The sequence below is a fragment of the Kitasatospora sp. NPDC048239 genome (assembly GCF_043202015.1).
Classification (GTDB): domain Bacteria; phylum Actinomycetota; class Actinomycetes; order Streptomycetales; family Streptomycetaceae; genus Kitasatospora.
The window spans coordinates 46380-71057 of the sequence record NZ_JBICZP010000001.1 but is presented as its reverse complement, the minus strand read 5'-3'; the positions used below and the strand labels follow the sequence as shown (position 1 = coordinate 71057).

22 protein-coding genes and 2 tRNA genes are annotated in these 24678 nt (G+C 71.5%); 5 read left to right on the top strand and 19 right to left on the bottom strand.

Annotation, left to right across the window (positions count from 1 at the left end):
* Positions 1-4: 4 nt before the first annotated feature.
* From mreD to ACGFZP_RS00275, 6 genes are all read right to left on the bottom strand, one after another.
* Complete coding sequence (gene mreD, locus ACGFZP_RS00300; protein ID WP_392926966.1) at positions 5-646, bottom strand: rod shape-determining protein MreD; 642 nt, start codon at positions 644-646, stop codon at positions 5-7.
* Positions 647-649: 3 nt separating this feature from the next.
* Positions 650-1600: a rod shape-determining protein MreC gene (gene mreC / locus ACGFZP_RS00295; protein ID WP_392926965.1), complete on the bottom strand. Its 951-nt coding sequence runs from the start codon at positions 1598-1600 to the stop codon at positions 650-652.
* Positions 1601-1693: 93 nt separating this feature from the next.
* The gene (locus ACGFZP_RS00290) at positions 1694-2719 is read right to left on the bottom strand and encodes a rod shape-determining protein (protein ID WP_392928275.1); all 1026 of its coding nucleotides are present in this window, start codon (positions 2717-2719) and stop codon (positions 1694-1696) included.
* Between the two features lie 312 nt (positions 2720-3031).
* Entirely contained in the window at positions 3032-3445 is a 414-nt protein-coding gene (gene ndk / locus ACGFZP_RS00285) for a nucleoside-diphosphate kinase (RefSeq protein ID WP_387939689.1), read from the bottom strand.
* A gap of 134 nt (positions 3446-3579) precedes the next feature.
* Positions 3580-3915: a DUF4233 domain-containing protein gene (locus ACGFZP_RS00280; protein ID WP_387939687.1), complete on the bottom strand. Its 336-nt coding sequence runs from the start codon at positions 3913-3915 to the stop codon at positions 3580-3582.
* 1 nt (position 3916) lies between these two features.
* A complete protein-coding gene (locus tag ACGFZP_RS00275; RefSeq protein ID WP_392926964.1) occupies positions 3917-5308 on the bottom strand; it encodes a bifunctional folylpolyglutamate synthase/dihydrofolate synthase in 1392 nt (463 codons plus the stop codon).
* A 382-nt stretch (positions 5309-5690) separates the two neighbouring features.
* Here ACGFZP_RS00275 and ACGFZP_RS00270 point away from each other — a divergent pair, with 382 nt between their 5' ends.
* Positions 5691-7229: a chitinase gene (locus tag ACGFZP_RS00270; protein ID WP_392926963.1), complete on the top strand. Its 1539-nt coding sequence runs from the start codon at positions 5691-5693 to the stop codon at positions 7227-7229.
* A gap of 26 nt (positions 7230-7255) precedes the next feature.
* Here the strand turns inward: ACGFZP_RS00270 and ACGFZP_RS00265 are convergent, their stop codons facing one another.
* Both ACGFZP_RS00265 and ACGFZP_RS00260 read right to left on the bottom strand, forming a co-directional pair.
* Positions 7256-7783 (bottom strand): hypothetical protein, encoded by a 528-nt coding sequence (locus tag ACGFZP_RS00265; RefSeq protein ID WP_392926962.1) that lies wholly within the window; start codon positions 7781-7783, stop codon positions 7256-7258.
* A 273-nt stretch (positions 7784-8056) separates the two neighbouring features.
* Positions 8057-10696, bottom strand: a complete 2640-nt coding sequence (locus tag ACGFZP_RS00260; protein WP_392926961.1) for a valine--tRNA ligase — start codon at positions 10694-10696, stop codon at positions 8057-8059.
* 190 nt (positions 10697-10886) lie between these two features.
* On the opposite strand from ACGFZP_RS00260, the gene ACGFZP_RS00255 reads away from it, so the two are divergent.
* Together ACGFZP_RS00255 and ACGFZP_RS00250 are read left to right on the top strand one after the other, a co-directional pair.
* Positions 10887-11771, top strand: coding sequence for a hypothetical protein (locus ACGFZP_RS00255; RefSeq protein WP_392926960.1), 885 nt, complete (start codon positions 10887-10889; stop codon positions 11769-11771).
* A gap of 84 nt (positions 11772-11855) precedes the next feature.
* A complete protein-coding gene (locus ACGFZP_RS00250) occupies positions 11856-12668 on the top strand; it encodes a hypothetical protein (protein WP_392926959.1) in 813 nt (270 codons plus the stop codon).
* Positions 12669-12772: 104 nt separating this feature from the next.
* Here the strand turns inward: ACGFZP_RS00250 and clpX are convergent, their stop codons facing one another.
* The 6 genes from clpX to ACGFZP_RS00220 all read right to left on the bottom strand — a co-directional run bounded on the left by clpX (position 12773) and on the right by ACGFZP_RS00220 (position 19233).
* Positions 12773-14062, bottom strand: coding sequence for an ATP-dependent Clp protease ATP-binding subunit ClpX (clpX, locus tag ACGFZP_RS00245; RefSeq protein WP_063347569.1), 1290 nt, complete (start codon positions 14060-14062; stop codon positions 12773-12775).
* 250 nt (positions 14063-14312) lie between these two features.
* Positions 14313-14975, bottom strand: a complete 663-nt coding sequence (locus tag ACGFZP_RS00240) for an ATP-dependent Clp protease proteolytic subunit (protein WP_387939674.1) — start codon at positions 14973-14975, stop codon at positions 14313-14315.
* Positions 14976-15034: 59 nt separating this feature from the next.
* Positions 15035-15649 carry an ATP-dependent Clp protease proteolytic subunit gene (locus ACGFZP_RS00235; RefSeq protein ID WP_329931219.1) on the bottom strand — a complete coding sequence of 205 codons (615 nt, stop codon included), beginning with the start codon at positions 15647-15649 and terminating at the stop codon, positions 15035-15037.
* 268 nt (positions 15650-15917) lie between these two features.
* Positions 15918-17318 (bottom strand): trigger factor, encoded by a 1401-nt coding sequence (gene tig, locus ACGFZP_RS00230; RefSeq protein ID WP_392926958.1) that lies wholly within the window; start codon positions 17316-17318, stop codon positions 15918-15920.
* Between the two features lie 251 nt (positions 17319-17569).
* Positions 17570-19039, bottom strand: coding sequence for an MDR family MFS transporter (locus tag ACGFZP_RS00225; RefSeq protein ID WP_392926957.1), 1470 nt, complete (start codon positions 19037-19039; stop codon positions 17570-17572).
* Between the two features lie 120 nt (positions 19040-19159).
* Positions 19160-19233 (bottom strand) — tRNA-Pro (locus ACGFZP_RS00220).
* Between the two features lie 146 nt (positions 19234-19379).
* Here ACGFZP_RS00220 and ACGFZP_RS00215 point away from each other — a divergent pair.
* Positions 19380-19450 (top strand) — tRNA-Gly (locus ACGFZP_RS00215).
* Between the two features lie 84 nt (positions 19451-19534).
* On the opposite strand, the gene ACGFZP_RS00210 is transcribed toward ACGFZP_RS00215, so the two are convergent.
* Positions 19535-20089 carry a hypothetical protein gene (locus tag ACGFZP_RS00210; protein ID WP_392926956.1) on the bottom strand — a complete coding sequence of 185 codons (555 nt, stop codon included), beginning with the start codon at positions 20087-20089 and terminating at the stop codon, positions 19535-19537.
* Between the two features lie 199 nt (positions 20090-20288).
* Between ACGFZP_RS00210 and ACGFZP_RS00205 the strand changes: the two genes are divergently transcribed.
* Complete coding sequence (locus tag ACGFZP_RS00205; RefSeq protein ID WP_392926955.1) at positions 20289-21074, top strand: DUF6348 family protein; 786 nt, start codon at positions 20289-20291, stop codon at positions 21072-21074.
* Between the two features lie 60 nt (positions 21075-21134).
* On the opposite strand, the gene ACGFZP_RS00200 is transcribed toward ACGFZP_RS00205, so the two are convergent.
* The 4 genes from ACGFZP_RS00200 to ACGFZP_RS00185 form a co-directional block, all read right to left on the bottom strand.
* The gene (locus ACGFZP_RS00200; protein ID WP_329487645.1) at positions 21135-21329 is read right to left on the bottom strand and encodes a hypothetical protein; all 195 of its coding nucleotides are present in this window, start codon (positions 21327-21329) and stop codon (positions 21135-21137) included.
* A 468-nt stretch (positions 21330-21797) separates the two neighbouring features.
* Positions 21798-22964: a PP2C family protein-serine/threonine phosphatase gene (locus tag ACGFZP_RS00195; protein WP_392926954.1), complete on the bottom strand. Its 1167-nt coding sequence runs from the start codon at positions 22962-22964 to the stop codon at positions 21798-21800.
* A 440-nt stretch (positions 22965-23404) separates the two neighbouring features.
* A complete protein-coding gene (locus ACGFZP_RS00190; RefSeq protein WP_392926953.1) occupies positions 23405-23890 on the bottom strand; it encodes a ribose-5-phosphate isomerase in 486 nt (161 codons plus the stop codon).
* 54 nt (positions 23891-23944) lie between these two features.
* Complete coding sequence (locus ACGFZP_RS00185; protein ID WP_392926952.1) at positions 23945-24550, bottom strand: biotin transporter BioY; 606 nt, start codon at positions 24548-24550, stop codon at positions 23945-23947.
* Positions 24551-24678 lie beyond the last annotated feature (128 nt).

The window sequence follows — 24678 nt, the reverse complement described above, 5'->3', positions numbered from 1 at the left end:
TGGCCTATGGGCGCTTGGCGAAGCCGAGCGAGCGCCGCTTCTTGTAGCCCGGCCCGGAGGAGGCCTCACGGGTGGTGCGGTAGCGCGACAGCGTGCCCAGGCCCGGGCCGCCCTCGTCGGTCCCGGCGGCGGCGGCCACCGGGTCCTTCCCGAAGCGGCGCCCGACCAGCATCACCACCGGCACCACGAAGGGCGCCAGCAGCAGGTCGTACAGCACGGCGGTGAGCACCAGGCTGCCCAGACCCACATGGCGGGCGGCGGTGTCGCCGACCAGGGCGCCGACCATCGCGTACAGCAGGGTCGAGGCGACCGCCGCGACGCCGACCACCAGCAGCGCACTGAAGACCGAACGCTGCCGGCCGTGGTCGGGGCGCAGCAGCCCTGCGGCGTAGCCCATCAGGCAGAGCACCAGCGCGTAGCGGCCGATCGCGTGGTCGGACGGCGGCGCGAGGTCGGCCAGCAGTCCGGCCGCGAAGCCGACCAGGCAACCGCCGGTCGGCCCGTACACCATGGCCAGGCCGACCACCACGAGCAGCAGTATGTCGGGGGTGGCACCCGGGAGTTGGAGCCGGCCGAAGACGCTGACCTGAAGGATCAGGCCGAGCAGGATCAGCACGGCGGAGACGGGGATGCGGGCGAGGCGCATGGCTCAGTTCCCCCCGGAGGGCTTGGCGGGCGGTACCGCGGCGGCCGGGGCCACGGGGGCGGCGGGCGCCGCCGGGGCCTGGCCCTGCGCGGCGGGCGCGGGCGGCAGGACGGCGTCGCGCGGGTCCGCGCGCGGCGGCACGACCACCACGCCGACCAGGTCGAGCCGGGTGAACTGGACGAACGGCTCGACCAGCACGGTCTTGGTGAGCTGGCCGGGGTTCGCCTCGACCTGGACCACCTTGCCGACCGGGACGCCGGGCACGAACGGGCGGCCGCTCTGCGATCCGAAGGTGACCAGCCGGTCGCCCTCCTTCACCTGGGCCTTGCCGTTGAGCAGCGAGACCTTCATGGAGCTGGTGCCACCGCCCGAGGCGAAGCCGATCTCGCCGCTGCCCTCCAGCCGCGCGCCGGCGCTGAAGCCGGGGTCGGAGGCGAGCAGCACGGTGCAGGTGGTCGGGGCGACGGTGGTGATCCGCCCGACCAGGCCCTGGCCGTTGATCACCGTCATGTCCCGGGTGAGGCCGTCGTCGCTGCCCGCGTCGATGGTGATGGTCCAGGAGAAGCCCTGGGCCGGGCCGATCGCGATCACCTGGGCGGCCTTGACGGTGTAACCGCCGGCGCCCGCGGTGCGCAGCAGGTCGTCCAGCTGCTTGGTGCGCGCGCCCGCCATGTCGGAGGAGGCGAGCTTCTGGCGCAGCTCGGTGTTCTCGCGGGCCAGCTGGTCGGTGCGGCCGCTGTGGGTGGCCGCGTCGCGGAAGGCGCGGACGGTGTCGGCCACCGGGTCGACCGCGGTGGCGGCGCCGCGCTCGACCGGGCCGAGGACACCGGCGGCGACGCGCCGGGCGCCGCCGAGCGGGGAGCTCTCACCGCCCTTGATGTCCACGGTGATCAGCGCGAAGGCGACGGCCACCAGCAGGATGAGCAGCAGCCGGCTCTCTCGTGTGTCCCTCACGGTGCTGGTACTGCCCCTTCGTACCTGGCCGCCCACCCGGGCCGTGGGCCCGGGCGGGGGCCGTTCAGTTGACTGTCAGGTCTGTCGGTTGTGCTAACGGCGCGGCTGGGCGTCGAGTACCTGCTGGAGCGCCTCGAACTCCTCGACGCACTTGCCGGACCCGAGTGCCACCGAGTCCAGCGGGTTCTCGGCGATGTGGATCGGCATGCCGGTCTCGCGGCGCAGCCGCTCGTCCAGGCCGCGCAGCAGGGCGCCGCCGCCGGTGAGCACGATGCCGCGGTCCATGACGTCGCCGGCCAGCTCGGGCGGGCACTGGTCGAGGGTGGTCTTCACCGCGTCGATGATCGAGTTGACCGGCTCGTCGATGGCCTCGCGGACCTCGGCGGCGGAGATCACCACGGTCTTGGGCAGACCGCTGACCAGGTCGCGGCCGCGGATCTCGGCGTGCTCGTCCTTCTCGCCCTCCAGCGCGAAGGCGGAGCCGATGCTCATCTTGATCTGCTCGGCGCTGCGCTCGCCCAGGAGCAGCGAGTACTCCTTCTTGATGTGCTGGACGATCGCGTTGTCCAGCTCGTCGCCGGCGACCCGGATGGACTGCGCGGTGACGATGCCGCCGAGCGAGATCACGGCGACCTCGGTGGTGCCGCCGCCGATGTCGACCACCATGTTGCCGGTGGCCTCGTGGACGGGCAGGCCCGCGCCGATCGCGGCCGCCATCGGCTCCTCGATGATGTGCACCTGGCGGGCGCCGGCCTGCGAGGAGGCCTCGATCACGGCGCGGCGCTCGACTCCGGTGATGCCCGAGGGCACGCAGACCACGACCCGGGGGCGGGCCAGGTAGCGGCGGCGGTGGATCTTGAGGATGAAGTAGCGCAGCATCCGCTCGGTGATCTCGAAGTCGGCGATCACACCGTCCTTCAGCGGGCGGATGGCGACGATGTTGCCCGGGGTGCGGCCGATCATCTTCTTCGCCTCGGAGCCGACCGCCAGGATCCCGCCGGTGTTGGTGTTGACCGCGACCACCGACGGCTCGTTGAGGACGATCCCCTTGCCCCTGACGTACACCAGCGTGTTGGCAGTTCCGAGGTCGATCGCCAGGTCGCGGCCGATGAACGACAGGCTGTTTGCCATGGGGTGTGGGTGCCTTCCCGGGCTCGGAGTCATTGCGGGGTGGACGAGGAACGCGCGCCCACCGCGTGGGCGGACACCAGCTGATCAGCCGTACCGGGCCCTGAGTCGCGTCCATCGTAGTCACGCCGGTCAGTACGGACGTCGACGTGGGGCATACCGTCCATTGTCCGGAGCGTGATCGCTTCTCCGGGCATTGGGACGCCGTGTCGGAGTCCCTGGTTCCCTATTTCACGATAAGAATGCCCCGGCCGGGCCAATGGTCCCGACCGGGGCACCCGAAGGTCCCGAGGCGCGTGCCGGTCAGGCGTGGGCCGGGAAGAAGATCTTGATCTCGCGCTCGGCGGAGGCCTCGGAGTCGGAGGCGTGGATCAGGTTCTCGCGCGTGATGGTGGCGTAGTCGCCGCGGATGGTGCCGGCGCCGGCCTCCAGCGGGTTGGTCGCACCGGCCAGCATCCGGATGCCGGGGACGACCTCCTCGCCCTCGACGATCAGGGCGATCGACGGACCGGAGGTCATGAACTCCAGCAGCGGCTCGTAGAACGGGCGGCCGACGTGCTCCTCGTAGTGCTGCTCCAGCGTCGCGCGGTCGAAGGTCCGCAGCTCGACGGCGGCCAGCCGCCAGCCGGCCTTGCGCTCGATGCGGCTGATGATCTCGCCGGCCAGGCCGCGCTTGACGGCGTCGGGCTTCAGCAGGACGAGAGTGCGCTGGGACACGGTGCGTCTCCTGGGGAATCGGTTCGGCGTGCGGTATGCGACTACCCCAGAGGTTACCTTGCGTGAGCAGCCCGGATGGCCGCCCCGGGCTGCTCACGCGAGGTCCGGACACCGGCCCTGCGGCCGGCCCGTCGCTAGGCCTCGGCGGCGGCCCGGGCGGCCTTGAAGGCGTCGACCTTGCGGCCGTAGTGCACCGAGCACCACCACAGGCCGGCGAAGACGACGCCCAGGCCGAACATGGTCGGCAGGATGAAGCCGCTGGCGATCAGGCCGATCTGCAGCGCCCAGCCGACCGCCACCGCGCCGGGGCGGTTGATCATTCCGCAGAGCAGCACGCAGAGTGCCATCGCGATGCCGCTGACCGTCCAGACGGTGGCCGTGGGGACGTCCGAGAGCTGCATCGCGACGAGCCCGGCGAACAGCACCAGCAGCGCCTCGCCGATCAGCGTCGAGGAGCAGAGCGTCCTCATGTCACTTCCTCCCGAGCAGCAGGCGGGCCTCGCCCACGGTGATGACCGAACCGGTGACCAGCACGCCGGCGCCGCCGAGGTCGCCCTCCTCCTCGGCGAGGGTGACGGCCGCGGTGATCGCGTCGTCCAGGCGGGGCTCGACCTGGACGCGGTCCTCGCCGAAGATCTCGACGGCCACCGCGGCGAGCCGGTCCACGTCCAGCGCGCGGTGGGTGGAGTTCTGGGTGACCACGACCTCGGCGAGGATCGGCTCGAAGGCCTCCAGCAGGCCGGCCACGTCCTTGTCGCCGCTGGTGCCGATCACGCCGACCAGCCGGGTGAAGCCGAAGGACTCGCCGATCGCGGTGACGGTGGCCTGGGCGCCGTCCGGGTTGTGCGCGGCGTCCAGGATGATCGTCGGGCTGCGGCGGACGACCTCCAGGCGGCCCGGCGAGGCGACGCCGGAGAACGCCTGGCGGATCTTGTCCACGTCCAGCTGTCCGCCGCGCGCGCCGCCGACGCCGAAGAACGCCTCGACCGCCGCCAGGGCGAGCGCCGCGTTCTGGGCCTGGTGGGCGCCGTGCAGCGGGATGAAGACGTCCTCGTACTCCTCGCCGCCGAGCCCGCGCAGCGTCACCAGCTGGCCGCCGATGGCGACCTCGCGGCGGAGCACGCCGAACTCCATGCCCTCGCGGGCGACGGTGGCGTCCACCTCGACGGCGCGCCGCAGGATGTTCTGGGCGGCGTCCAGCTGCTGCTGGGCGACCACGGCGACCGCGCCGGACTTGATGATCCCGGACTTCTCGACCGCGATCTCGCCGGTGGTCTCCCCCAGCTTGTCGGTGTGGTCCAGGGAGATCGGGGTGATCACCGAGACGGCGGCGTCGATCACGTTGGTGGCGTCCCAGGAGCCGCCCATGCCGACCTCGACCACGGCCACGTCCACCGGCGCGTCGGCGAAGGCGGCGTACGCCATGCCGGTCAGCACCTCGAAGAAGGACATCGCGACGGGCTCGCGCTCGTCGACCATGCCCACGTAGGGCTCGATGTCCCGGTAGACCTCAACGAAGCGCTCGGGGCTGATCGGGGAGCCGTCCAGGGTGATCCGCTCGGTGACGGACTCCACGTGCGGGCTGGTGTAGCGGCCCGTGCGCAGCTCGAAGGTGTTGAGCAGCTGCTCGATCATCCGGGCGGTGGAGGTCTTGCCGTTGGTGCCGGTGATGTGGATGGAGGGGAAGGACCGCTGGGGCTGGCCCAGGATGTCCATCAGCGCCTCGATCCGGTCGAGCGAGGGCTCCAGCTTGTTCTCCGGCCAGCGCTTGGCCAGCTCCAGCTCGACGTCGCGCAGGGCGTCGCCGGGCCCGCCTTCGGCGGGGCGGACGGTGTACGGGTTCGGGTCGGCCTTGTCGCTCACCACCACAGTCTACGGAGCGGCGGCGGGCGCTCCTCACGGGGTGCGGGCGGCCGCTTTGACCGGACTTTCCGTTTTCCGATCATTTGCTATCGGTTTCGCCGTTTTCGCGCACTAAGAGGCATCGATTCACACCCGCGGGCGCCGAAGCGCCTTCGATCAACAGAACCGCGACCTCTCCGCGCGCGAGGCCGCGCGCCACGACCGCCCAGGGGTGCCGCGGCCGGACGGGCACTCTTGACAGCCGGATTGGTCTACTCCACCTTGTGAGGGCAAGTCTCCTCCCCCGACAGGGACTTGAGTTGTCGGTAGCTCCCGCACCATCGACACCCGGACGGCTCTCCCCCACGTGAGCCGACGGTCTCCCCCCACAGGAGATGGAGTCATGCCACCTGCCCGACACCGGCGCCCCCGCGCCGTCCACACCATGCTCGCCGGGGCCGGCGCCCTCGTCCTGGGCCTGAGCGGCCTGGTCGTCACCACCAGCGCCTCCGGCGCCGCGTCCGCCGACGTCGACCTGATCGACAACGGCGGCTTCGAGGCCGCCGACCACCTGAGCGGCTGGACCTGCCCCTCCGGCGCCGCCCCCGAGACCGCCGGCGTCCACTCCGGCTCGTACGCGCTGCGCGCCACCCCCGGCGCCGGCGACACCGGCGAGTGCACCCAGACCGTCACCGTGAAGCCCTCGTCGACGTACACGCTGAGCGCCTGGGTGCAGGGCTCCTACGTCTACCTGGGGGCCCGCGGCACCGGCGGCACGGATCCCGGCACCTGGACCAACTCGGCTGGCTACGCCAAGCTCTCCACCACCTTCACCACCGGGGCGGCCACCACCAGCGTCACGGTCTACCTGCACGGCTGGTACGGCCAGCCCTCCTACCTCGCCGACGACGTCTCGCTGATCGGGCCGGGCGACCCGAAGCCCACCCCGACCGGGAGCGCGACCCCCACCGCGACCCCGACCCAGACGCCCACCGCGACACCCACCGTCACGCCCACGGCGACGGCCACCCCGACGGACCGGCCCGGCCTGCCCAAGCACCTGCTCACCGGCTACTGGCAGAACTTCGACAACAACGCCACGGTGCAGCGGATCAGCGACGTCCCGGCCGCGTACGACATCATCGCGGTCTCCTTCGCGGACGCCACCGGCGGGCCCGGCGGGCTGGGCTTCACCCTGGACCCGGTGCTGTCGGCCAGGCTCGGCGGCTACACCGACGCCCAGTTCAAGGCCGACATCGCGGCCAAGCGGGCGGCCGGCAAGAAGGTGGTGCTCTCGGTCGGCGGCCAGAACGGCACCGTGTCGGTGAACAGCTCCGCCTCGGCCACCAACTTCGCCAACACGGCCTGGGCGCTGATGCAGGGCTACGGCTTCGACGGGATCGACATCGACCTGGAGAACGGCGTCAGCGCCACCTACATGGGCCAGGCCCTGCACACGCTGGCGGCGAAGGCCGGCAAGGGCTTCATCCTCACCATGGCGCCGCAGACCATCGACATGCAGTCGACCGGGATGGAGTACTTCAAGCTGGCGCTGAACGTGAAGGACATCCTCACCATCGTCAACATGCAGTACTACAACTCCGGCGCGATGCTCGGCTGTGACGGCCAGGTCTACTCCCAGGGCACCGTCAACTTCCTGACCGCGCTGGCCTGCATCCAGCTCAAGGGCGGGCTGCGGCCCGACCAGGTCGGGCTCGGGGTGCCCGCGTCCACCAGCGCAGCGGGCGGCGGGTACGTCAGCCCGAGCGTGGTCAACAACGCGCTGGACTGCCTGGCCGCCGGGACCAACTGCGGGAGCTACAAGCCCGACACCAAGTGGCCCGGCATCGGCGGGGCGATGACCTGGTCGACCAACTGGGACGCCAAGGCCGGCGGCGGGATCGCCGGCACCGTCGGCTCGCACCTGCACGCGATGCCGTAGGCGACCGCGGCGGCCCGGGCCGGGGCTCAGACCCCGGCCCGGGCCTCCGGGATCTCCGGGCACGGGCCGCAGTGCCGGCGGCGCAGCTCGGCGACGATCTCGGCCACCTCGCCCTCCGGCAGCAGCGGCAGCATCATGGCGACGCCCTGCAGCAGGCCGCCGAGCAGGAAGGTGGTGTCGGCGGTGGCCGCGACCAGGCCGCGCACCTCGCCGACCCGGCCGGCCGCGACGGCCTCGATCAGCCGGGCCGCGTCCGCGGTCTCCTCGTCCACGTCGACCGCGCCGGTGTCGGCCGGCGCGCGCCGGGCCATCGACCGCAGCACCCGGTCGCCGACCTCGGGCGCGTACGCCTTGCGCACCGCCTCGGCCGCGATCCAGGTGAGCAGGGTGGCCACCTCGCGTTCCGCCTGCTCCTCGAAAAGGCGGTCCAGCGTGTCGTCGAACGCCAGCTGGTTTCCGTGCCGGAACGCGAGCAGCAGGGTCGCCGCCCTGGCTTTGGCCTCCTCGACCGCCTCAGCAGGCAGTTCGTCGGCCAACTCCTTGGTCACCACCACGCCATGCCCTCCCGTCGGTCGCCGGCTCAGCGAAACTCCTGCACACCGTACACATCCGACCTGCGAACGTACGCGAACCCGCGCGGGCAAGACCGGAATGAATTCGGGCGGAATAGGACCTCACCCGGTCCAGGATGAATATTCGCCGGAACAGAGCAATGCCTCTGCGCTATTCGGGGGTGGAAAACCTCCGGGGTCGAACGCCCTCGGGAAATGCGGCGGGGCCGCACCCCGCGTGTGCGGGATGCGGCCCCTGGGGAGCTGCGGGCTTCGTCAGGCCTGCGGCAGCGACGCCAGCTGGGCGGTGATCCGGGCGATGTCGGCCTCCGCGGCCTCCTGGCGGGCGCGGATCTTGGCGACCACGTCGTCCGGCGCCTTGGCGAGGAACGCCTCGTTGCCGAGCTTCCCGGCGGTCTGGGCCTTCTCCTTCTCGGCGGCCGCGAGGTCCTTGGCGAGGCGCTTGCGCTCCGCCGCGACGTCGATGGTGCCGGAGAGGTCCAGTGCCACGGTGGCACCGGCGACCGGGAGCGAGGCGGTGGCGGCGAAGCCGTCGTCGGGCCGGGTCAGGCGCAGCAGCGCGCGGATCGCCTCCTCGTGGTCGGCCAGCACGGTACCGGCCAGGTCCAGTCGGGCCGGGACGCGCTGGCCCGGCTTCAGGCCCTGGTCCGAGCGGAAGCGCCGGACCTCGGTGACGACCTGCTGCAGCGTGGCGATCTCGGCCTCGGCCTCGGCGTCGCGGTAGCCGCTGTCCTTCGGCCAGTCGGCGATGACCACCGACTCGGCGCCGGTGAGCGTCGTCCACAGGGTCTCGGTGACGAACGGCACGACCGGGTGGAGCAGCCGCAGGGTGACGTCCAGGACCTCGCCGAGCACCCGGCGGACGGCGTCGGCCTGCGGGCCGCCCGCGGCCAGGGTGGTCTTGGAGAGCTCGACGTACCAGTCGAAGACCTCGTCCCAGGCGAAGTGGTAGAGGGCCTCGGACAGCTTCGAGAACTGGTAGTCCTCGTAGAAGGCGTCCACCTCGGCGACCGTGGAGTTGAGCCGCGAAAGGATCCAGCGGTCGGTCGCGGTCAGCTCCTGCGGCGCGGGCAGCGGGCCCTCGACGGTGGCGCCGTTCATCAGCGCGAAGCGGGTGGCGTTCCAGATCTTGTTGGCGAAGTTGCGGGCCGCCTGGACCCAGTCCTCGCCGATCGGGACGTCGACGCCCGGGTTGGCACCGCGCGCCAGCGTGAACCGGAGCGCGTCGGAGCCGTACTTGTCCATCCAGTCCAGCGGGTTGACGACGTTGCCGAAGGACTTCGACATCTTCTTGCCGTTCTGGTCACGGACCATGCCGTGCAGGGCGATGGTGTGGAACGGCGGGGTGCCGTCCATCGCGTACAGGCCGAACATCATCATCCGGGCGACCCAGAAGAAGAGGATGTCGTAGCCGGTCACCAGGACGGAGTTCGGGTAGAACTTCGCCAGGCTGTCGGTCTGCTCGGGCCAGCCCAGCGTGGAGAACGGCCACAGGCCGGAGGAGAACCAGGTGTCCAGGACGTCGGTGTCCTGGCTCCAGCCCTCGCCGGTGGGCGGCTGCTCGTCCGGTCCGACGCAGACGACCTCGCCGTTCGGGCCGTACCAGACCGGGATCCGGTGGCCCCACCAGAGCTGGCGGGAGATGCACCAGTCGTGCAGGTTGTCGACCCAGTCGAAGTAGCGCTTCTCCATCTCCTGCGGGTGGATCTTGACCCGGCCGTCGCGGACCGCGTCGCCGGCGGCCTGCGCGAGCGGGCCGACCTTGACCCACCACTGCATGGACAGCCGCGGCTCGATCGTGGTCTTGCAGCGCGAGCAGTGGCCGACCGAGTGGACGTAGGGCCGCTTCTCCGCGACGATCCGGCCCTCGGCGCGCAGCGCGCCGACGATCGCGGAACGGGCCTCCAGCCGGTCCAGGCCCTGGAAGGGGCCGTGCACGGTGATGACCGCGTGCTCGTCCATGACCGCGATGGAGGGCAGGCCGTGGCGCTGGCCGATCTCGAAGTCGTTCGGGTCGTGGGCCGGCGTCACCTTGACGGCGCCGGTGCCGAACTCGGGGTCGACGTGCTCGTCGGCGACGACCGGGATCCGACGGCCGGTCAGCGGCAGCTCGATCTCGGTGCCGACGAGGTGGCGGTAGCGCTCGTCCTCCGGGTGGACGGCGACGGCGGTGTCACCGAGCATCGTCTCGGCCCGGGTGGTGGCGACGACGATCGAGGCGTCGCCCTCGCCGTAGCGGATGGAGACCAGCTCGCCGTCGTCGTCCTGGTACTCCACCTCGATGTCCGAGATCGCGGTGAGGCAGCGCGGGCACCAGTTGATGATGCGCTCGGCGCGGTAGATCAGCTCGTCGTCGAAGAGCTTCTTGAAGATGGTCTGGACGGCCTGGGAGAGGCCCTCGTCCATGGTGAAGCGCTCGCGCGACCAGTCCACGCCGTCGCCGAGGCGGCGCATCTGGCCGGAGATCTGGCCGCCGGACTCGGCCTTCCACTGCCAGACCCGGTCGACGAACGCCTCGCGGCCCAGGTCGTGGCGGGACTTGCCCTCCTTGGCGAGCTCGCGCTCGACGACGTTCTGGGTGGCGATGCCGGCGTGGTCCATGCCGGGCTGCCAGAGCGCCTCGTAGCCCTGCATCCGCTTGCGGCGGACGAGGGCGTCGATCAGCGTGTGCTCGAAGGCGTGGCCCAGGTGGAGGCTGCCCGTGACGTTCGGCGGCGGGATGACGATGGTGTACGGGGGCTTGTCGCTCTTGGCGTCGGCGGTGAAGTAACCGCGCTCCACCCAGCGCTCGTACAGCTCGCCCTCTACGTCCGCCGGAGCGTAGGTCGTCGGGAGGGTGGCTGCGTCGTCCCCGGCAGGCGTGCTCGCGGGGCGCTGGTTCGTGGTGTCGGTCACGACGCACAGTTTACGTAACCGGGGGGGCTGGTTACGAACCGCTTTCGGTCCGGGGGCTCCTTGCGCCCGCCCGGGTCGGCCGTCAGCCCTGTGCGGTACCGTGCCCGGACACTCGTCCGGTTTCCGGTTCGGGCACGGACAACTCCACACGACGACAGGCCGCGGGTGCGGCGGGGGAGCACAGAGGCAGATGTACGGCCAGGGTCAGCAGTATCCGCAGGGTCAGCCGCAGCCATACGGGGGACAGCCGCAGCCGCAGCCGCCGTACGGCGCCCCGCAGCCGCAGCCGCCGTACGGGGGCCAGCCTCCGCAGTACGGTGCGCCGCAGCCCCAGTACGGCTACCCGCAGCAGGGCGCGCCGGCCCCGCAGTACGGCGCCCCCCAACCGCAGTACGGAGCCCCGCAGCAGCCGTACGGCGTGCCCCCGCAGGCCCCCTACGGCGCCCCCGGCTACCCGATGGCGCCGCCGCCGAAGAAGGGCAAGGCCGGGCTGGTGATCGGCCTGGTGATCGGCGCCCTGGTGCTGGGCGGCGGCGGGTTCGGGCTGTACAAGCTGCTCGGCGGCGACCAGGGCGGGACGTACAAGGTCACCGCCCCGCAGTCGCTGCCGGACGGCTACACGCAGAAGTCGGCCAAGGAGCAGGCGGCCGACCCCTCCAAGAGCGAGACCTCCAAGCTCGGCAAGGACCTGCACGTGCTGGTCGCCAGCTACGCCAAGGGCGCGGACGTGCTGGACAGCATCAGCGTGATCGCCGTCTATGGCACGCTCAACGACCCGGACAAGATCATCGAGGACTCCAAGAAGTCCGACGGCGCCGCCACCTGGACCACCCCGATGACCGACTTCCCCGCCCAGGACAGCCGCAACTCCTCGGGAAAGCTCTCCTGCGGTGTGTTCAGCGTCGTCGCTGGGAAGAGTCAGTCCGCCGTCTGTGTCTGGGCGGACAAGTCGACCACCGCCCGGGTCTCGTTCCAGAAGTCCAGCCTCACCGGCGCCTCACCGGCGCCGCTCACGCCGAGCGAGGCCGCCGCGAAGACCCGGGCGATCCGCGACGCGATGGTCTCCGCCAAGTAGCCGTTCCCACCGTGGTGGCAGCGCGTCACACCGGCCTCCCGGGCCGGGCGGCAGCGTGCCCCGTCCGTCCAAGAAAGGGCCACCGTGACCGACCAGAACCCCTACGGCACTCCGCAGCCGCCGGCCGGCCAGCCGTACGGCGCACCGCCGCCCCCGCAGCCGGGCTACGGCGCGGTGCCCCCGCAGCCGGCCGCCCCGGCCTACGGCGCCGTCCCGCCGCAGGCCCCGCCGCCCGGGTACCCGGCGCCGGGCGGGGGCCAGCCCGGCTACCCGGGGTACGGCGCGTACGCCCCGGCGCCGCCGCCGCGCAAGTCCCGCAAGACGCTCTGGATCCTGATCGGCGTCCTGGTCGGCGTGCTGGCCCTGATCGGCGGCCTGCTGGCGTACTTCGTCTTCGACGTGACCTCCAACGCCGGCACCCAGAAGATCGTGCTCCCGGCCCAGTTCAAGGACCTCAGCAGGGACGAGAACAGCGAGATCGCCAAGAAGCTGGAAGAGGACATCACCAGCGAGTTCGGCAAGGGCGACGGCGCCTGGAACCCGACCGGGGTCAGCGCGGTCTACCAGGACCGCGACAGCGAGCCGCAGTTGATCGTGGTCGGCGGCTACGGCAAGGTGCTGCTCCCCAAGCAGGAGATGGACGCCATGTTCAAGGGCGTCTCCAGCAGCGGGCCGAGCATCACCGACCGGCACTCGGTCGACGCCGGGTCCAAGGGCGGCACGATGGAGTGCGCCAAGGCCACCGAGGACGGCTCCGAGATCGGCCTGTGCGCCTGGGCGGACAACAGCAGCCTGGTCATGCTGATGCGGGCACCCCAGGAGGGCAAGTCCCCCGACCTCAGCGCGCTCGCCGCCGAGGCGCGCGACCTGCGGGCGATCTCCGAGGTCCCCAAGTAACCACCCGCACAGCCCGTCCGACCCCCCCCGGCCCCGGCCGGAACACGAAAGCGGCCCCGCACCGGAGAGGATCCGGTGCGGGGCCGCCGTCGTAGGGCCGTAGGTCAGGCGCTCTTCTCGCGCCGCTCGCGCTTGATCATGTCGCGCGGGACCAGGGTCGGGATGGCGTGCTTGGAGACGACGTCCCCGGTGACCACCACGCGGGCGACGTCCTGGCGCGAGGGCACCTCGTACATCACGGACATCAGCACCTCCTCCATGATGGCCCGCAGGCCGCGCGCCCCGGTGCCGCGCAGGATCGCCTGGTCGGCGATGGCCTCCAGCGCGTCGCGGGAGAACTCCAGCTCCACGCCGTCCAGTTCGAAGAGCTTGCGGTACTGCTTGACCAGCGCGTTCTTCGGCTCGGTGAGGATCTGCAGCAGCGCCTCGCGGTCCAGGTTGTGCACGCTGGTGATCACCGGCAGCCGGCCGATGAACTCCGGGATCATGCCGAACTTGACCAGGTCCTCCGGCATCACCTGACGGAAGTGGTCGCTGGCGTCCGACTCCCGCTTGGAGCGGATGTTGGCGCCGAAGCCGATGCCCTTGGCACCCGCGCGGCCCTCGATGATCCGCTCCAGGCCGGCGAACGCGCCACCCACGATGAACAGCACGTTGGTGGTGTCGATCTGGATGAACTCCTGGTGCGGGTGCTTGCGCCCGCCCTGCGGCGGCACCGAGGCGGTGGTGCCCTCCAGGATCTTCAGCAGCGCCTGCTGGACGCCCTCGCCGGAGACATCGCGGGTGATCGACGGGTTCTCGCTCTTGCGGGCGACCTTGTCGATCTCGTCGATGTAGATGATCCCGGTCTCGGCCTTCTTGACGTCGTAGTCGGCCGCCTGGATCAGCTTGAGCAGGATGTTCTCGACGTCCTCGCCGACGTACCCGGCCTCGGTCAGCGCGGTGGCGTCGGCGATCGCGAACGGCACGTTCAGCATCCGGGCCAGGGTCTGCGCCAGCAGCGTCTTGCCGGAGCCGGTCGGCCCGAGCAGCAGGATGTTGGACTTCGCCAGCTCGATGGCGTCCTCACGGCCGTTGCCGCCGCTACGGCCGGCCTCGCCCGCCTGGACGCGCTTGTAGTGGTTGTAGACGGCCACCGACAGCGCCTTCTTGGCGAGGTCCTGGCCGACCACGTACTGGTCCAGGAACTCGTAGATCTCGCGGGGCTTCGGGAGCTCCTCGAAGCGCACCTCGGAGGTCTCGGCGAGCTCCTCCTCGATGATCTCGTTGCACAGGTCGATGCACTCGTCGCAGATGTACACGCCTGGGCCGGCGATCAGCTTCTTCACCTGCTTCTGCGACTTGCCGCAGAACGAGCACTTGAGCAGGTCGCCACCGTCTCCGATGCGTGCCACGAGGTGCTTCCCCTTCGCCAGGGGCCCCGCGGGGGTTCCGGGGCCTGGTGCTGTGGACCGTCCGCGCCGTCGGCGCTCGGTCTCGCTATCCGACGGTACTCTGCCGGGCCCGGGATTCCGTCCTCTTCGCCAGGTCTGCCCTACGCCCTGGGCGAATTGATACCGAACAGATGCCGGAGCCGCTGCCGTCGGCGGGCCGGGGGCCGCGCGCGCAACCGCTGCGCGCGCCGACCCCCGGCGGGTGCCGGCCTCAGGAGGTCAGCGAGGACTTGCGGGTGGAGATGATCTGGTCGATCAGGCCGTACTCCAGGGCCTCCTCGGCGGTGAGGATCTTGTCGCGCTCGATGTCGTCGCGCACCTGCTCCACCGGCTTGTTGGAGTGCTTGGAGAGCATCTCCTCCAGCTGCTCGCGCATCCGGAAGATCTCCTTGGCCTGGATCTCCAGGTCCGAGACCTGGCCGCGGCCGGTCTCGGTGTACGGCTGGTGGATCAGGATACGGGCGTTCGGCAGCGCCATCCGCTTGCCGGGGGTGCCCGCCGCGAGCAGCACGGCCGCCGCCGAGGCCGCCTGGCCCATGCAGACGGTGGTGATGTCCGGCTTCACGTACTGCATGGTGTCGTAGATGGCCGTCAGGGCCGTGAACGAGCCGCCGGGCGAGTTGATGTACATCTGGATCTCGCGGTCCGGGTCCATCGACTCCAGGCACAGCAGCTGCGCCATGATGTCGTTCGCCGAGACGTCGTCGACCTGCGAGCCGAGGAAGATGATGCGCTCCTCGAACAGCTTGGCGTACGGGTCGTACTCACGGATGCCCTGCGAGGTGCGCTCGACGAAGCGCGGGACGATGTAGCGGCCCTCGGCGCGCATGTCCTCGACGCGTGCCTTGGCGCTGGACAGGCTGGGGATGTTCATGGGGGTTCTTGTCCTCCGGAGCGTTGTGGCTGTGGTCTCGTGGGAGCCGGGGCCGAGGCTCAGGCGCCCGTGCCGCCGCCGCCCGGAACGTCCGCGGCGCTGTGCATGATCGCGTCGATCAGGCCGTACTCCAGGGCCTCCTCGGGCGTGAACCAGCGGTCGCGGTCGGAGTCCCGGGTGATCTGCTCGAAGGACTGGCCGCTGTGGAAGGCGATCAGCTCGGACATCCGCTTCTTGGTGCGGAGCAGCTGCTCCGCCTGGATGCGGATGTCGGTGGCCGAACCGCCCAGACCGGCGGAGGGCTGGTGCATCAGGATGTTGGCGTTCGGCAGCGAGAAGCGCTTGCCCTTGGCGCCGGCGGTCAGCAGGAACTGACCCATCGAGGCGGCCATGCCCATCGCGATGGTGACGACGTCGTTCTTGATGTACTGCATGGTGTCGTAGATCGCCATGCCGGCCGAGATCGAGCCGCCCGGGGAGTTGATGTAAAGGAAGATGTCCTTTTCCGGGTCCGCGGCCAGCAGCAGCAGCTGGGCGGTGATCTTGTTGGCGATGTCGTCGTCGACCTGCTGGCCGAGGAAGATGATCCGCTCGTTCAGGAGCCGGTTGTAGACCTGGTCGCCCAGGCCGCCGAGCACGTCACCAGAGGCGGCGTGCGGCGCCATCGGGCCCATCTGCATCTGCGGGAACGTCACTTAGCCACCTGCTCAGTCGATTTGGACGGTCGCTCCACGGCCGTCACGTGTCGCACAGCTTCCGGGTATCACGGTGTGATTGTTGCTGTCCAAGGACCCTAACGCGCAGGCCGGGCCGCAGAATCCCCCACGCAGAACTGTTCGCTGTGAGCGCAGGGTGGACAGGGGGCGGAAGACGGAACAACAGCGGGCCCGGACACCGCGTACGGCGTCCGGGCCCGCTGCTCTGTCAGCGCGACCGGGGCGATCAGGCCTCGGTCTTCTCCTCGGCCTCGGCCTCGACGGCGGCCGGGGCGTCGACGGTCTCGCCCGACTCGTCGGTCTCGTCGTCGTCGAAGTTGATCTCGTTGCCCTCGGTGTCGACGACCTTGGCGGCCTCGACCACGGTGGCCAGCGCCTTGCCGCGGGCGACCTCGCCGACCAGCAGCGGCACCTGGCCACCCTGGACGACCTGCTGCGCGAACTGGTCCGGGGTCAGGCCCGAGCCGGCGGCGCGGCGGATGAGGTGCTCGGTGAGCTCCTCCTGGTTAACACCCAGCTCCTCGTCGGCGACGATCTGGTCCAGGACGAACTGGGTCTTGATGCCCTTCTTCGCCTGCTCCTCGGTCTCCGCCAGGAACTCCTCCTCGGTCTTGCCCTGGGTCTCCAGGTACGCGGCGAGGTTGAGGCCCATGGGCTCCAGCTGGTGGTGCTCCAGGTTGTGCTTGCGGGTCTCGATCTCGTCCTTGAGGAGCTTCTCCGGGAACTCGATCTCGACCAGCGCCAGCAGCGCGTCGAGCACCTTCTCCTGGGCCTGGGTGGCCTGGTCGTACTCCTTCATGCGCTCGAGGCGCTTGCGGGAGTCGGCGCGCAGGTCCTCCAGGGTGTCGAACTCGCTGGCCAGCTGGGCGAACTCGTCGTCCAGCTCGGGCAGCTCCTTCTCCTGGACGGCGGTGACGGTGACGGTGACCTCGGAGGTCTTGCCCGCCTGGGTGCCGCCCTTGAGCTCGGTGTCGAAGGTGGCGGTGCCACCGGCCTCCAGGCCGATGACGGCGTCGTCGATGCCGTCGATCAGGCGGCCGGAGCCGATCTCGTAGCTGACGCCGGCGGCGGTGCCGTCCTCCGGCACCTCGCCGTCGACCTTGGCCTCGAGGTCCACGACCACGATGTCGCCGGCGGCCGCGGCGCGCTCGACGTCCTTGACCGAGGAGAAGCGCTCGCGCAGCTGCTCCAGCGACTTGTCGATGTCCTCGTCGGCGACCACGATCGGGTCGACGACGACCTCGATGGTCGAGAAGTCCGGGAGGGTGATCTCCGGGCGGATGTCCACCTCGGCGGTGAACTTCAGGTCGCCACCATCGGCGATCTTCTCGACACCCTCGATGTTGGTGATGTCGGGCTGTCCGAGAACCTCGATCTTGCCCTCGTCGACTGCCTGCGTGTAGAAGCGCGGGAGGGCGTCGTTGACGGCCTCCTCCAGCACGGCGCCACGACCGAAACGCTGGTCGATGACACGGTTCGGGATCTTGCCCTTGCGGAAGCCCGGGACCGAGACCTGCTGGTTGATCTTCTTGTACGCCGCGTCGAGGCTGGGCTTGAGCTCCTCGAAGGGCACCTCGACGGTGAGTCGAACCCGGGTCGGGTTCAGAGTCTCGACGGCGCTCTTCACGGTTTGGTCTCCTATGGGCTTGCGGTCAGGTTGCCTGCACCCTCCCTGCCGCCGGCCGGGGCCGTACGGGCGGGTCGGGCGAGACGGGCGATGGGCGGTTGGAGCTGCATCTCCCGTGGGGGGTGGACGGTGAGCGTGACTCCTCGCCCTCGTGCGGTTGACCTGGGTGGACGCCACAGGGACTACCGCCAGCGCCCCATCCTACCGGTACCACGAAAGGCGGACGCCAGGACGCTGCCGTCCAGGGCCGGTCAGGCCTTGCCGACGAGCTCCGGGGCGGCCTCCCCGACCGGCTCGCCGGTACCCCCCGCCGGTACCGGGCGCATGGTCGCGGCGGCGTCCGAATCCCGTACCAGCACAGCGATCCCGGCCGCCACGAGGGCCAGTGCGGAGGCCGTGAGGAAGGCCGCGCGGTAGGCGGCGAGGTTCGCCACGGGCGTACCCGAAGCGTCCGCGGTGAAGGCTCCGACGGCGGTCAGAACGGTGCCGAGCACCGCGACGCCGAGCGCGGAGCCGAGCTGGCGCTGCGCGTTGTAGAGCGTGGAGGCGGCGCCGGTGGAGGCCGCGGAGACGGTGGCGAAGGCGGCCGTCTGGGAGGGCATGAAGACGTGCGACATCGCGTAGCCGGTGACGAACATCAGGGCCCGCACCGCCCAGAGGTTGCTCTCCGGGCCGATCGTGGCCATCAGGGCCAGGCAGCAGGCCACCACGGTGGCGCCGGCGACCAGGATCCGGCGCGGACCGATCCGCGGGTAGAGCCGGGCCGCCACCTGGGAGGCGAGCATCACGCCGAGCGCCTCGGGGAAGACCATCAGGCCGCTGTGCAGGGCGTCCATGCCGAGCCCGTCCTGCATCAGCAGCGGGAAGAGGTAGAGCATCCCGAGGAAGGCCGCGCCGGAGAACAGCGAAAGCAGGTTGGTGGTGCGGAAGATGCGGTCCCGGAAGAGCCGCAGGTCGAGCATCGGCTCCGGGCGGCGCAGCTCGACCGGCACCAGCACGACCAGCGCGAGCACGCCGACGAGCGCCGCGGCGACGATCCGCGCGCTCCCCCAGCCCTGGGACGCGCCCTCGGAGAGCGCGTACATCGCCGCGCCGAAGCCGACGGCGGAGAGCAGGAAGCCGGCCGTGTCGAAGCGCCCGGCCCGCTCGGCCCGGTAGTCGGGAAGGAAGAGCAGGGCGAAGACCAGGGCCGCGACGCCGACCGGCACGTTGACGATGAAGACCCAGTGCCAGGACCAGCCGTCCACCAGCCAGCCGCCGAGCACCGGGCCGGCGGCGGGTGCCACGGCGGTGGGCAGCATCAGGATGCGGGTGGCCCGCATCCGCTCCTCCTGCGGGTAGGCCCGGAAGAGCATGGTCATCCCGACCGGGGTGAGCAGGCCGCCGGCCGCCCCCTGGAAGATCCGGTAGAGGGTGAGCTGGGTCATCGAGTCGGCCGCGCCGCAGAGCAGCGAGGCGACGGTGAACAGGGTGAGCGAGACGAGGAAGACCCGGCGGGTGCCGTAGCGGTCCCCCAGCCAGCCGGAGAGCGGGACGAACACGGCCAGGCTCACCAGGTAGCCGACGTTGATCACGCCGACGCCGGCCGGATCCGTGTCGAACTGGCGCCCGATAGCGGGCAGGGCGACGTTGACGATCGTGGTATCCATGATCGTCATGAACAGCGAGGCGACGAAGACGACTCCGACCGCGATCTTGGGGTTCATCCTCATCGGGCTCATCCGGGGCTCCAGCGCATGGGTGAAAAATCAACCACCCACCATGCCTGAACCGGCCCGAAAACGACAACAGCACCGAAAACGCCAACAGGGCCCCGCCGACGACGAGACCCTGCCGCACTGTCGGGGTGACCGGATTCGAACCGACGGCCTTCCGCTCCCAAAGCGGACGCGCTACCAAACTGCGCCACACCCCGTGGTGCCGAGAGGAAGCGTACACGCCGGGCCCTCCCGGTTCCCCGACATATCCGGGGCCCTCGGAGCGAATCCGGTGTGCACGAGGCCGACCGGACCAGGTACGCTGTTCCCCGACCTTCCGTCCGGCGACGGCCGGAGGATCAGTGCGGGTGTAGCTCAATGGTAGAGCCCTAGTCTTCCAAACTAGTCACGCGAGTTCGATTCTCGTCACCCGCTCCGACCGTCCGGCCCCGGAGAGACGCCCAGCGCCTCTCCGGGGCCGGACGCGTTCCCGAGGGTCCGTCAGCAGGGCGGCCCGCCCTAGAGGCCCAGCCGCAGGGCCCGGGCCGCGGCCCGGTCGAGCAGCTGGTGGACGTCGGCCTGGCGGGTCGTCGGGCGGTCGTTGTACTCGTCGGGGGAGGCCGCCGGCCGGCCGGTGGCGTGCAGCACCTCCATCAGCTGCACCCGCGCGGTGCGGACCGTCGCCGGCGTCCCGTAGCCGTGGGCGAGCACGGCGGCCTGGGCCCCGAGCAGACAGACCCGGCCGGCGCCGTCCCACATCGCCCCCTGCACCCAGCCGAAGGCCCCGAGGTAGCGCGAGGCGAGCCGCAGGTGCTCGGCGGCGGTCACCGGCACCGGGCGGGCCGGGCGGCGCAGCGCCCGGTCCAGCAGGGTGGCCCGGGGCGAGGGGTGGCCGGCGTGCCACGGCTGGAGCGCCGAGCCCAGCGGGCAGACGGCCGGCCGACCGACGTAGGGCGCCGGGGTGCGCGCCGGGGCGGGCAGTGAGGCCAGGTACGCCTCGATCTCGGCGACCAGCCCGGAGCCGTCCGGGGTGAGCAGGGCCGGCGAAGGGGGCGTCAGTTCGGTGCGGGGCATGCGGGTTCTCCAGGCGGGTGCCTACGGTTGCCGCTACCCAAAATGGTACATATGGGGCATTCCCGCGACCGGAGAGCGGACCGCCCGGCGCCGGCGGCGGGCGTGCGGCGGTTTCCCGGCGGGGCTCCGGGCCGATAGCCTCGGCGGGCGTTCGAGAGCAGTTCGAGAACGCGCCGAGCCCGATGGTGGAGGAGTTCCCGTGCGCCCCCAGGACCGACTGGACGTCATACAGCGCTGTGTGGTCCGGGAGATGGCGCGACTCGGCCAGGTGTTCGTCATCGACGGCGAGGTGGTCCGCGGTCCGGGCACCACGGCGGTGGCCGTCCGGGAGCACCCCGGTGACGACGGCCATGTCGACCTGGGCTTCGTCCTGCACCTGGGGCGCGCCGACGCGCCGGTGGTCTGGGACTGCACGGCCGGCCTCGGCAAGACCGAGGAGGAGAAGCTCGCCAACGCGGTACGGATGTGGGCGACCACCACCGCCTCGGCGCTGGTCGAGCTGACGGAGCGTCGCGGCGCGCACGGCGACCACTACGACCACCCCGAACTGCCCGGCTGGCACGCCGTGCAGGGGCCGGCCGCGGTGTTCGGCTTCGGCAACGAGACGCTGGCGGGCTGGCTCGCGGAGCACCGGGTGCTGCCCGCGCTGGCGCCCGCGCTGCTGCCGGAGCTGGCCGGCCGGCCGCTGAACGGGGTGAAGCTGTTCCTGGGCGGCAAGGCGGGGGACGACGTCGCCGAGGTCCGGGTCAACGGCGAGGTCTGCGAGGCCGCCTCGACGGCGCTGCGCGCGCTGGACTGGCCGCGCGGCGAACGGCTCTGCTGGGCACGGCTGTTCGTCCTGCTGACGGCTCCGGACGCGCCGCACCGACCGGCGGCGCCCGCGGGCGCGCCGGCACCTGCGCCGGCCCGCGCGACCGTCCCGGCGGCGGCCCGCCCCCGGGGTCTGTTCAGCCGCTGGCGGCAGGCCAGACGGGCCGACCGGTAACGCGGGCGGCCGGCCCCTCCCCCGCTCGGCCCCGCAGGGCCCGGCAGAACCCCGTGGGGGTCAGCTGGCGATGTTGGAGATGCTCTTGGCGATCTGGCTCAGGAAATCCTGGATCGGCTTGGCCGCGGTGCTCTGGTTCAGCATGAAGCCGAACAGGGCGGCCAGGATGGCGTGTCCGACCTTCAGCTGCTTGTTGCGGATGAAGATGAAGCAGATGACGCCGAACAGGACCAGCGCGGAGACGGAGAGTGCCACCCGGACTCACTTCCTCGTTTCATAGCGGGGCGCCCTCGACTGGTAGCCCCTGCGAAGCCGGACCCCGGTCTGTCCGACGGTCCCGAGGCGGAATTGCCGATCGTCCGGTACGTCGCACCGGAGAGGAGTTCCGTGCCGCACAGTTCCCGTCGTGCCGCACGCGACGCCCCCCATCCCCCGAATCCTGACCAGTCCCGCCCGGACTCAGTGTGGTCGACCGTGCCGATTGCGTAAAGGTCTGACTGTCAGCCGAACGCCGATATCCTGCGATGTGAGACGAGTTTCCGCCGACCGAGACGATAGCGGAGGCGTTCTGACGAATCGTCGGCGGGGCGCGCTGAGCGGCCGGGAAGCGCCCGGCGGCCCGGACCGGAACCGCCTGGTCCGCTCAGCCGACGGCGGACCGGAAATGGCCGAAGATCAGCTGCCGGCCTTGACAGCAGCTGCCCGCGGCATATCCACGGCGGGTCAGTCCCGCCAGAGCAGCAGCACCGCGCGGTCGTCGTTGATGTCCCGGGCGACCGTCTCGATCAGCCGGGACGCCGCGCCGCTCCCGGCGCCGGGACCGCTGCCGGGGACCAGCCGGTCGGCCTCGCCCATCAGCCGGTCCATGCCCTCGGAGAGATCGCGGCCGGGCGCCTCGACCATGCCGTCGGTGCAGAGCAGCAGGACGTCGCCGCGGTTCAGCCGACCGCGCACGCCCTCGAACTTGGCGCCGTCGTAGATCCCGAGCAGCGGGCCCTCGGTGGTCTCCTTGATCTCCCAGCGCCCGGCGCCCGCCAGCCGCTGCATGCCCGGCAGGTGGCCGGCCGAGAGCAGCTCGTACTCGCCGGTGTCCAGGTCCAGCACCAGCTGGACGGCGGTGGCGAAGCCCTCCTCCCAGGACTGCCGGAGCAGGTAGCCGTTGGCGGCGGGCAGGAACTCGTGCGCGGGCAGCGAGCCGAGCAGGCCGCCGAACGCGCCGGAGAGCAGCAGCGCCCGGGAGCCGGCGTCCATGCCCTTGCCGGAGACGTCCGCGAGGACCACCTCCAGCACCCGCTGGCCCGGCCCGGTCCGGGCCGCCACCACGAAGTCCCCGGAGAAGGACTGCCCGCCGGCCGGGCGCAGTGCCATGTCGGCGTGCCAGCCCTCCGGCAGCTTCGGGACGCGGCTCTGCACCCGCAGCCGCTCGCGCAGGTCGAAGAGCATGGTGGAGCCGCCCCACCAGGGCACGCCGACCCGGCTGCGGAACTGGGCCAGCAGCAGGCCGCCGACCCCGGCCGCGCCGACCACCAGGGCGGCGCCGGGGGTGACCCCGTAGGTGTAGGCGTCCGGATCGGCGCTGGCGACCCGCTGGCCGGTGTGGATCACGGACTCGGCGGAGAGGCCGAGGGCGGTCAGCGCGTACAGCACCACCAGGCTGCCGGGGCGCAGCAGCAGGGCGGCGGCCAGGATCGGCAGGACCAGGGCGGTGGGCGGGGCCCAGGCGGGGATCCAGATGTTGAGCATGATCAGCAGCGGGACGAGCAGGGCGAGCACGCAGAGCACCGGCCAGTCGGCCGGGCCGCCGCGGAAGTAGTCGACCCCGGCGGTGCGCAGCCTTCGGCGGACCCGGCGGAGCCTCTTGCGCAACCGGGCCGTCACGGGGTCCTTCACCGGGGCGGTGTCGGGCCTCGTCGCAGTCGTCTGGGGCGGTGCGCCCTGCGGTCTGCCAGCCATGGGGACCGACCATATCCAGCGGTACGGGTCCGCGTCGACGGCTTGTGCGCGGGCGGCGCCGCCGTGGCGCGGGCGCGTCAGCGGGTTTCAGCCGATCGGGGCGGCCGCAGCCGCTGCGTCAGGAGGCGTGCGCCGGTTGGGCGTACGAACCGGGTGAGCGACGTGCGCCCCGCGTGCGGGCGCCGAAGGGCGCCGCCCGGGCCGGGTGGGCGCTGTGGCCGACGACACAGCGACCGCACAGCGCGGCACCGGGGCGCGGCACCCGCTCCGTCTCGACACGACGACCGCGGCACTGCGCGCGGCGCGGGCGGAAAGCACGAAGGCCGGCCGCGGCACGGTGCGCGGCCGGCCGTTCGGGGCCGGAGGGAAGGGGTGGGTCAGCCCTGCGGGTGGTGGGCCGGGATGGGCGGGAGCTCGCCGGTGGTCTCGTACTCGCTCAGCATGTCGATCCGGCGGGTGTGCCGCTCGTCGCCGCTGTACGGGGTCTTGAGGAAGACCTCGACGAACTTGGTGGCCTCCGCCTCGGTGTGCATCCGGCCGCCGATGGAGATCACGTTGGCGTTGTTGTGCTCGCGGCCGAGCGAGGCGGTCTGCTCGCTCCAGGCCAGTGCGGCCCGCACGCCCTTGACCTTGTTGGCGGCGATCGCCTCGCCGTTGCCCGAGCCGCCGATCACGACGCCCAGTGCCTCCGGGTCGGCCGCGGTGCGCTCGGCGGCGCGCAGGCAGAACGGCGGATAGTCGTCGAGGGCGTCGTAGATGTGCGGCCCGCAGTCGACCGGCTCGTGGCCGGCCTCCTTGAGCCACTCGACGAGGTGGTTCTTCAGTTCGTAGCCGGCATGGTCGGAGCCCAGGTACACGCGCATGGCAGCAGTGTGGCATGCGGGTGCGCCCGGGCTCCGCAGCGGGGCTGGCGGCGGTCAGCCGCGCTTGCCGAGGAGCTTCCAGGCGAGCGGCAGGGCGCCGGCCGCCAGGACGGCCTTCAGGGCGTCGCCGACCAGGTACGGGTAGAGGCCCAGCTCGGCCGCGCGGGCGAGCGGGACGTCCAGCGAGAAGGCCAGGTAGGGCACGCCGACGGCGTAGATGGCGAGGGTGCCGAGGACCATCGTGACGGCGGTGTTCAGCGGGGTGCGGTCGGCGCCGCGGCGGGCCAGCGCGCCGACCAGGCCGGCCGCGAGCACGAAGCCCAGCACGTAGCCGAGCGTGGGCATGGTCCAGCCGGAGGTGCCCTCGGCGAACCACGGCAGGCCGGCCATGCCGGCGAGCAGGTAGAGGCCGAGCGAGGCGATGCCCCGACGGGTGCCGAGCGCGGTGCCGACCAGCAGTGCGGCGAAGGTCTGGCCGGTGACGGGCACCGGCGAGCCCACGACGCTCACCGAGAACTGGGCGGCCAGGCCGGTGAGGGCGGCGCCGCCCGCCACCAGGGCGAGGTCGCGGGCCTGTGCGCCGAGCCGGGTGGTCGCGGCGGGCAGCAGGTCGGCGAGGACGGCGGCACGGGTCGGTATCGGGGTGCTGGCAGTGGCCATCGGGGTTCTCCGCACGGTCGGGACGGTCAGGCGGTCGGGTGCTCGGTGAGCAGATGAGTGAACAACTGTGAACCTACGCGCTGATCGTCCGAGCCACCGTCAGGGAACCTGACAAACCCCCGGGGGCC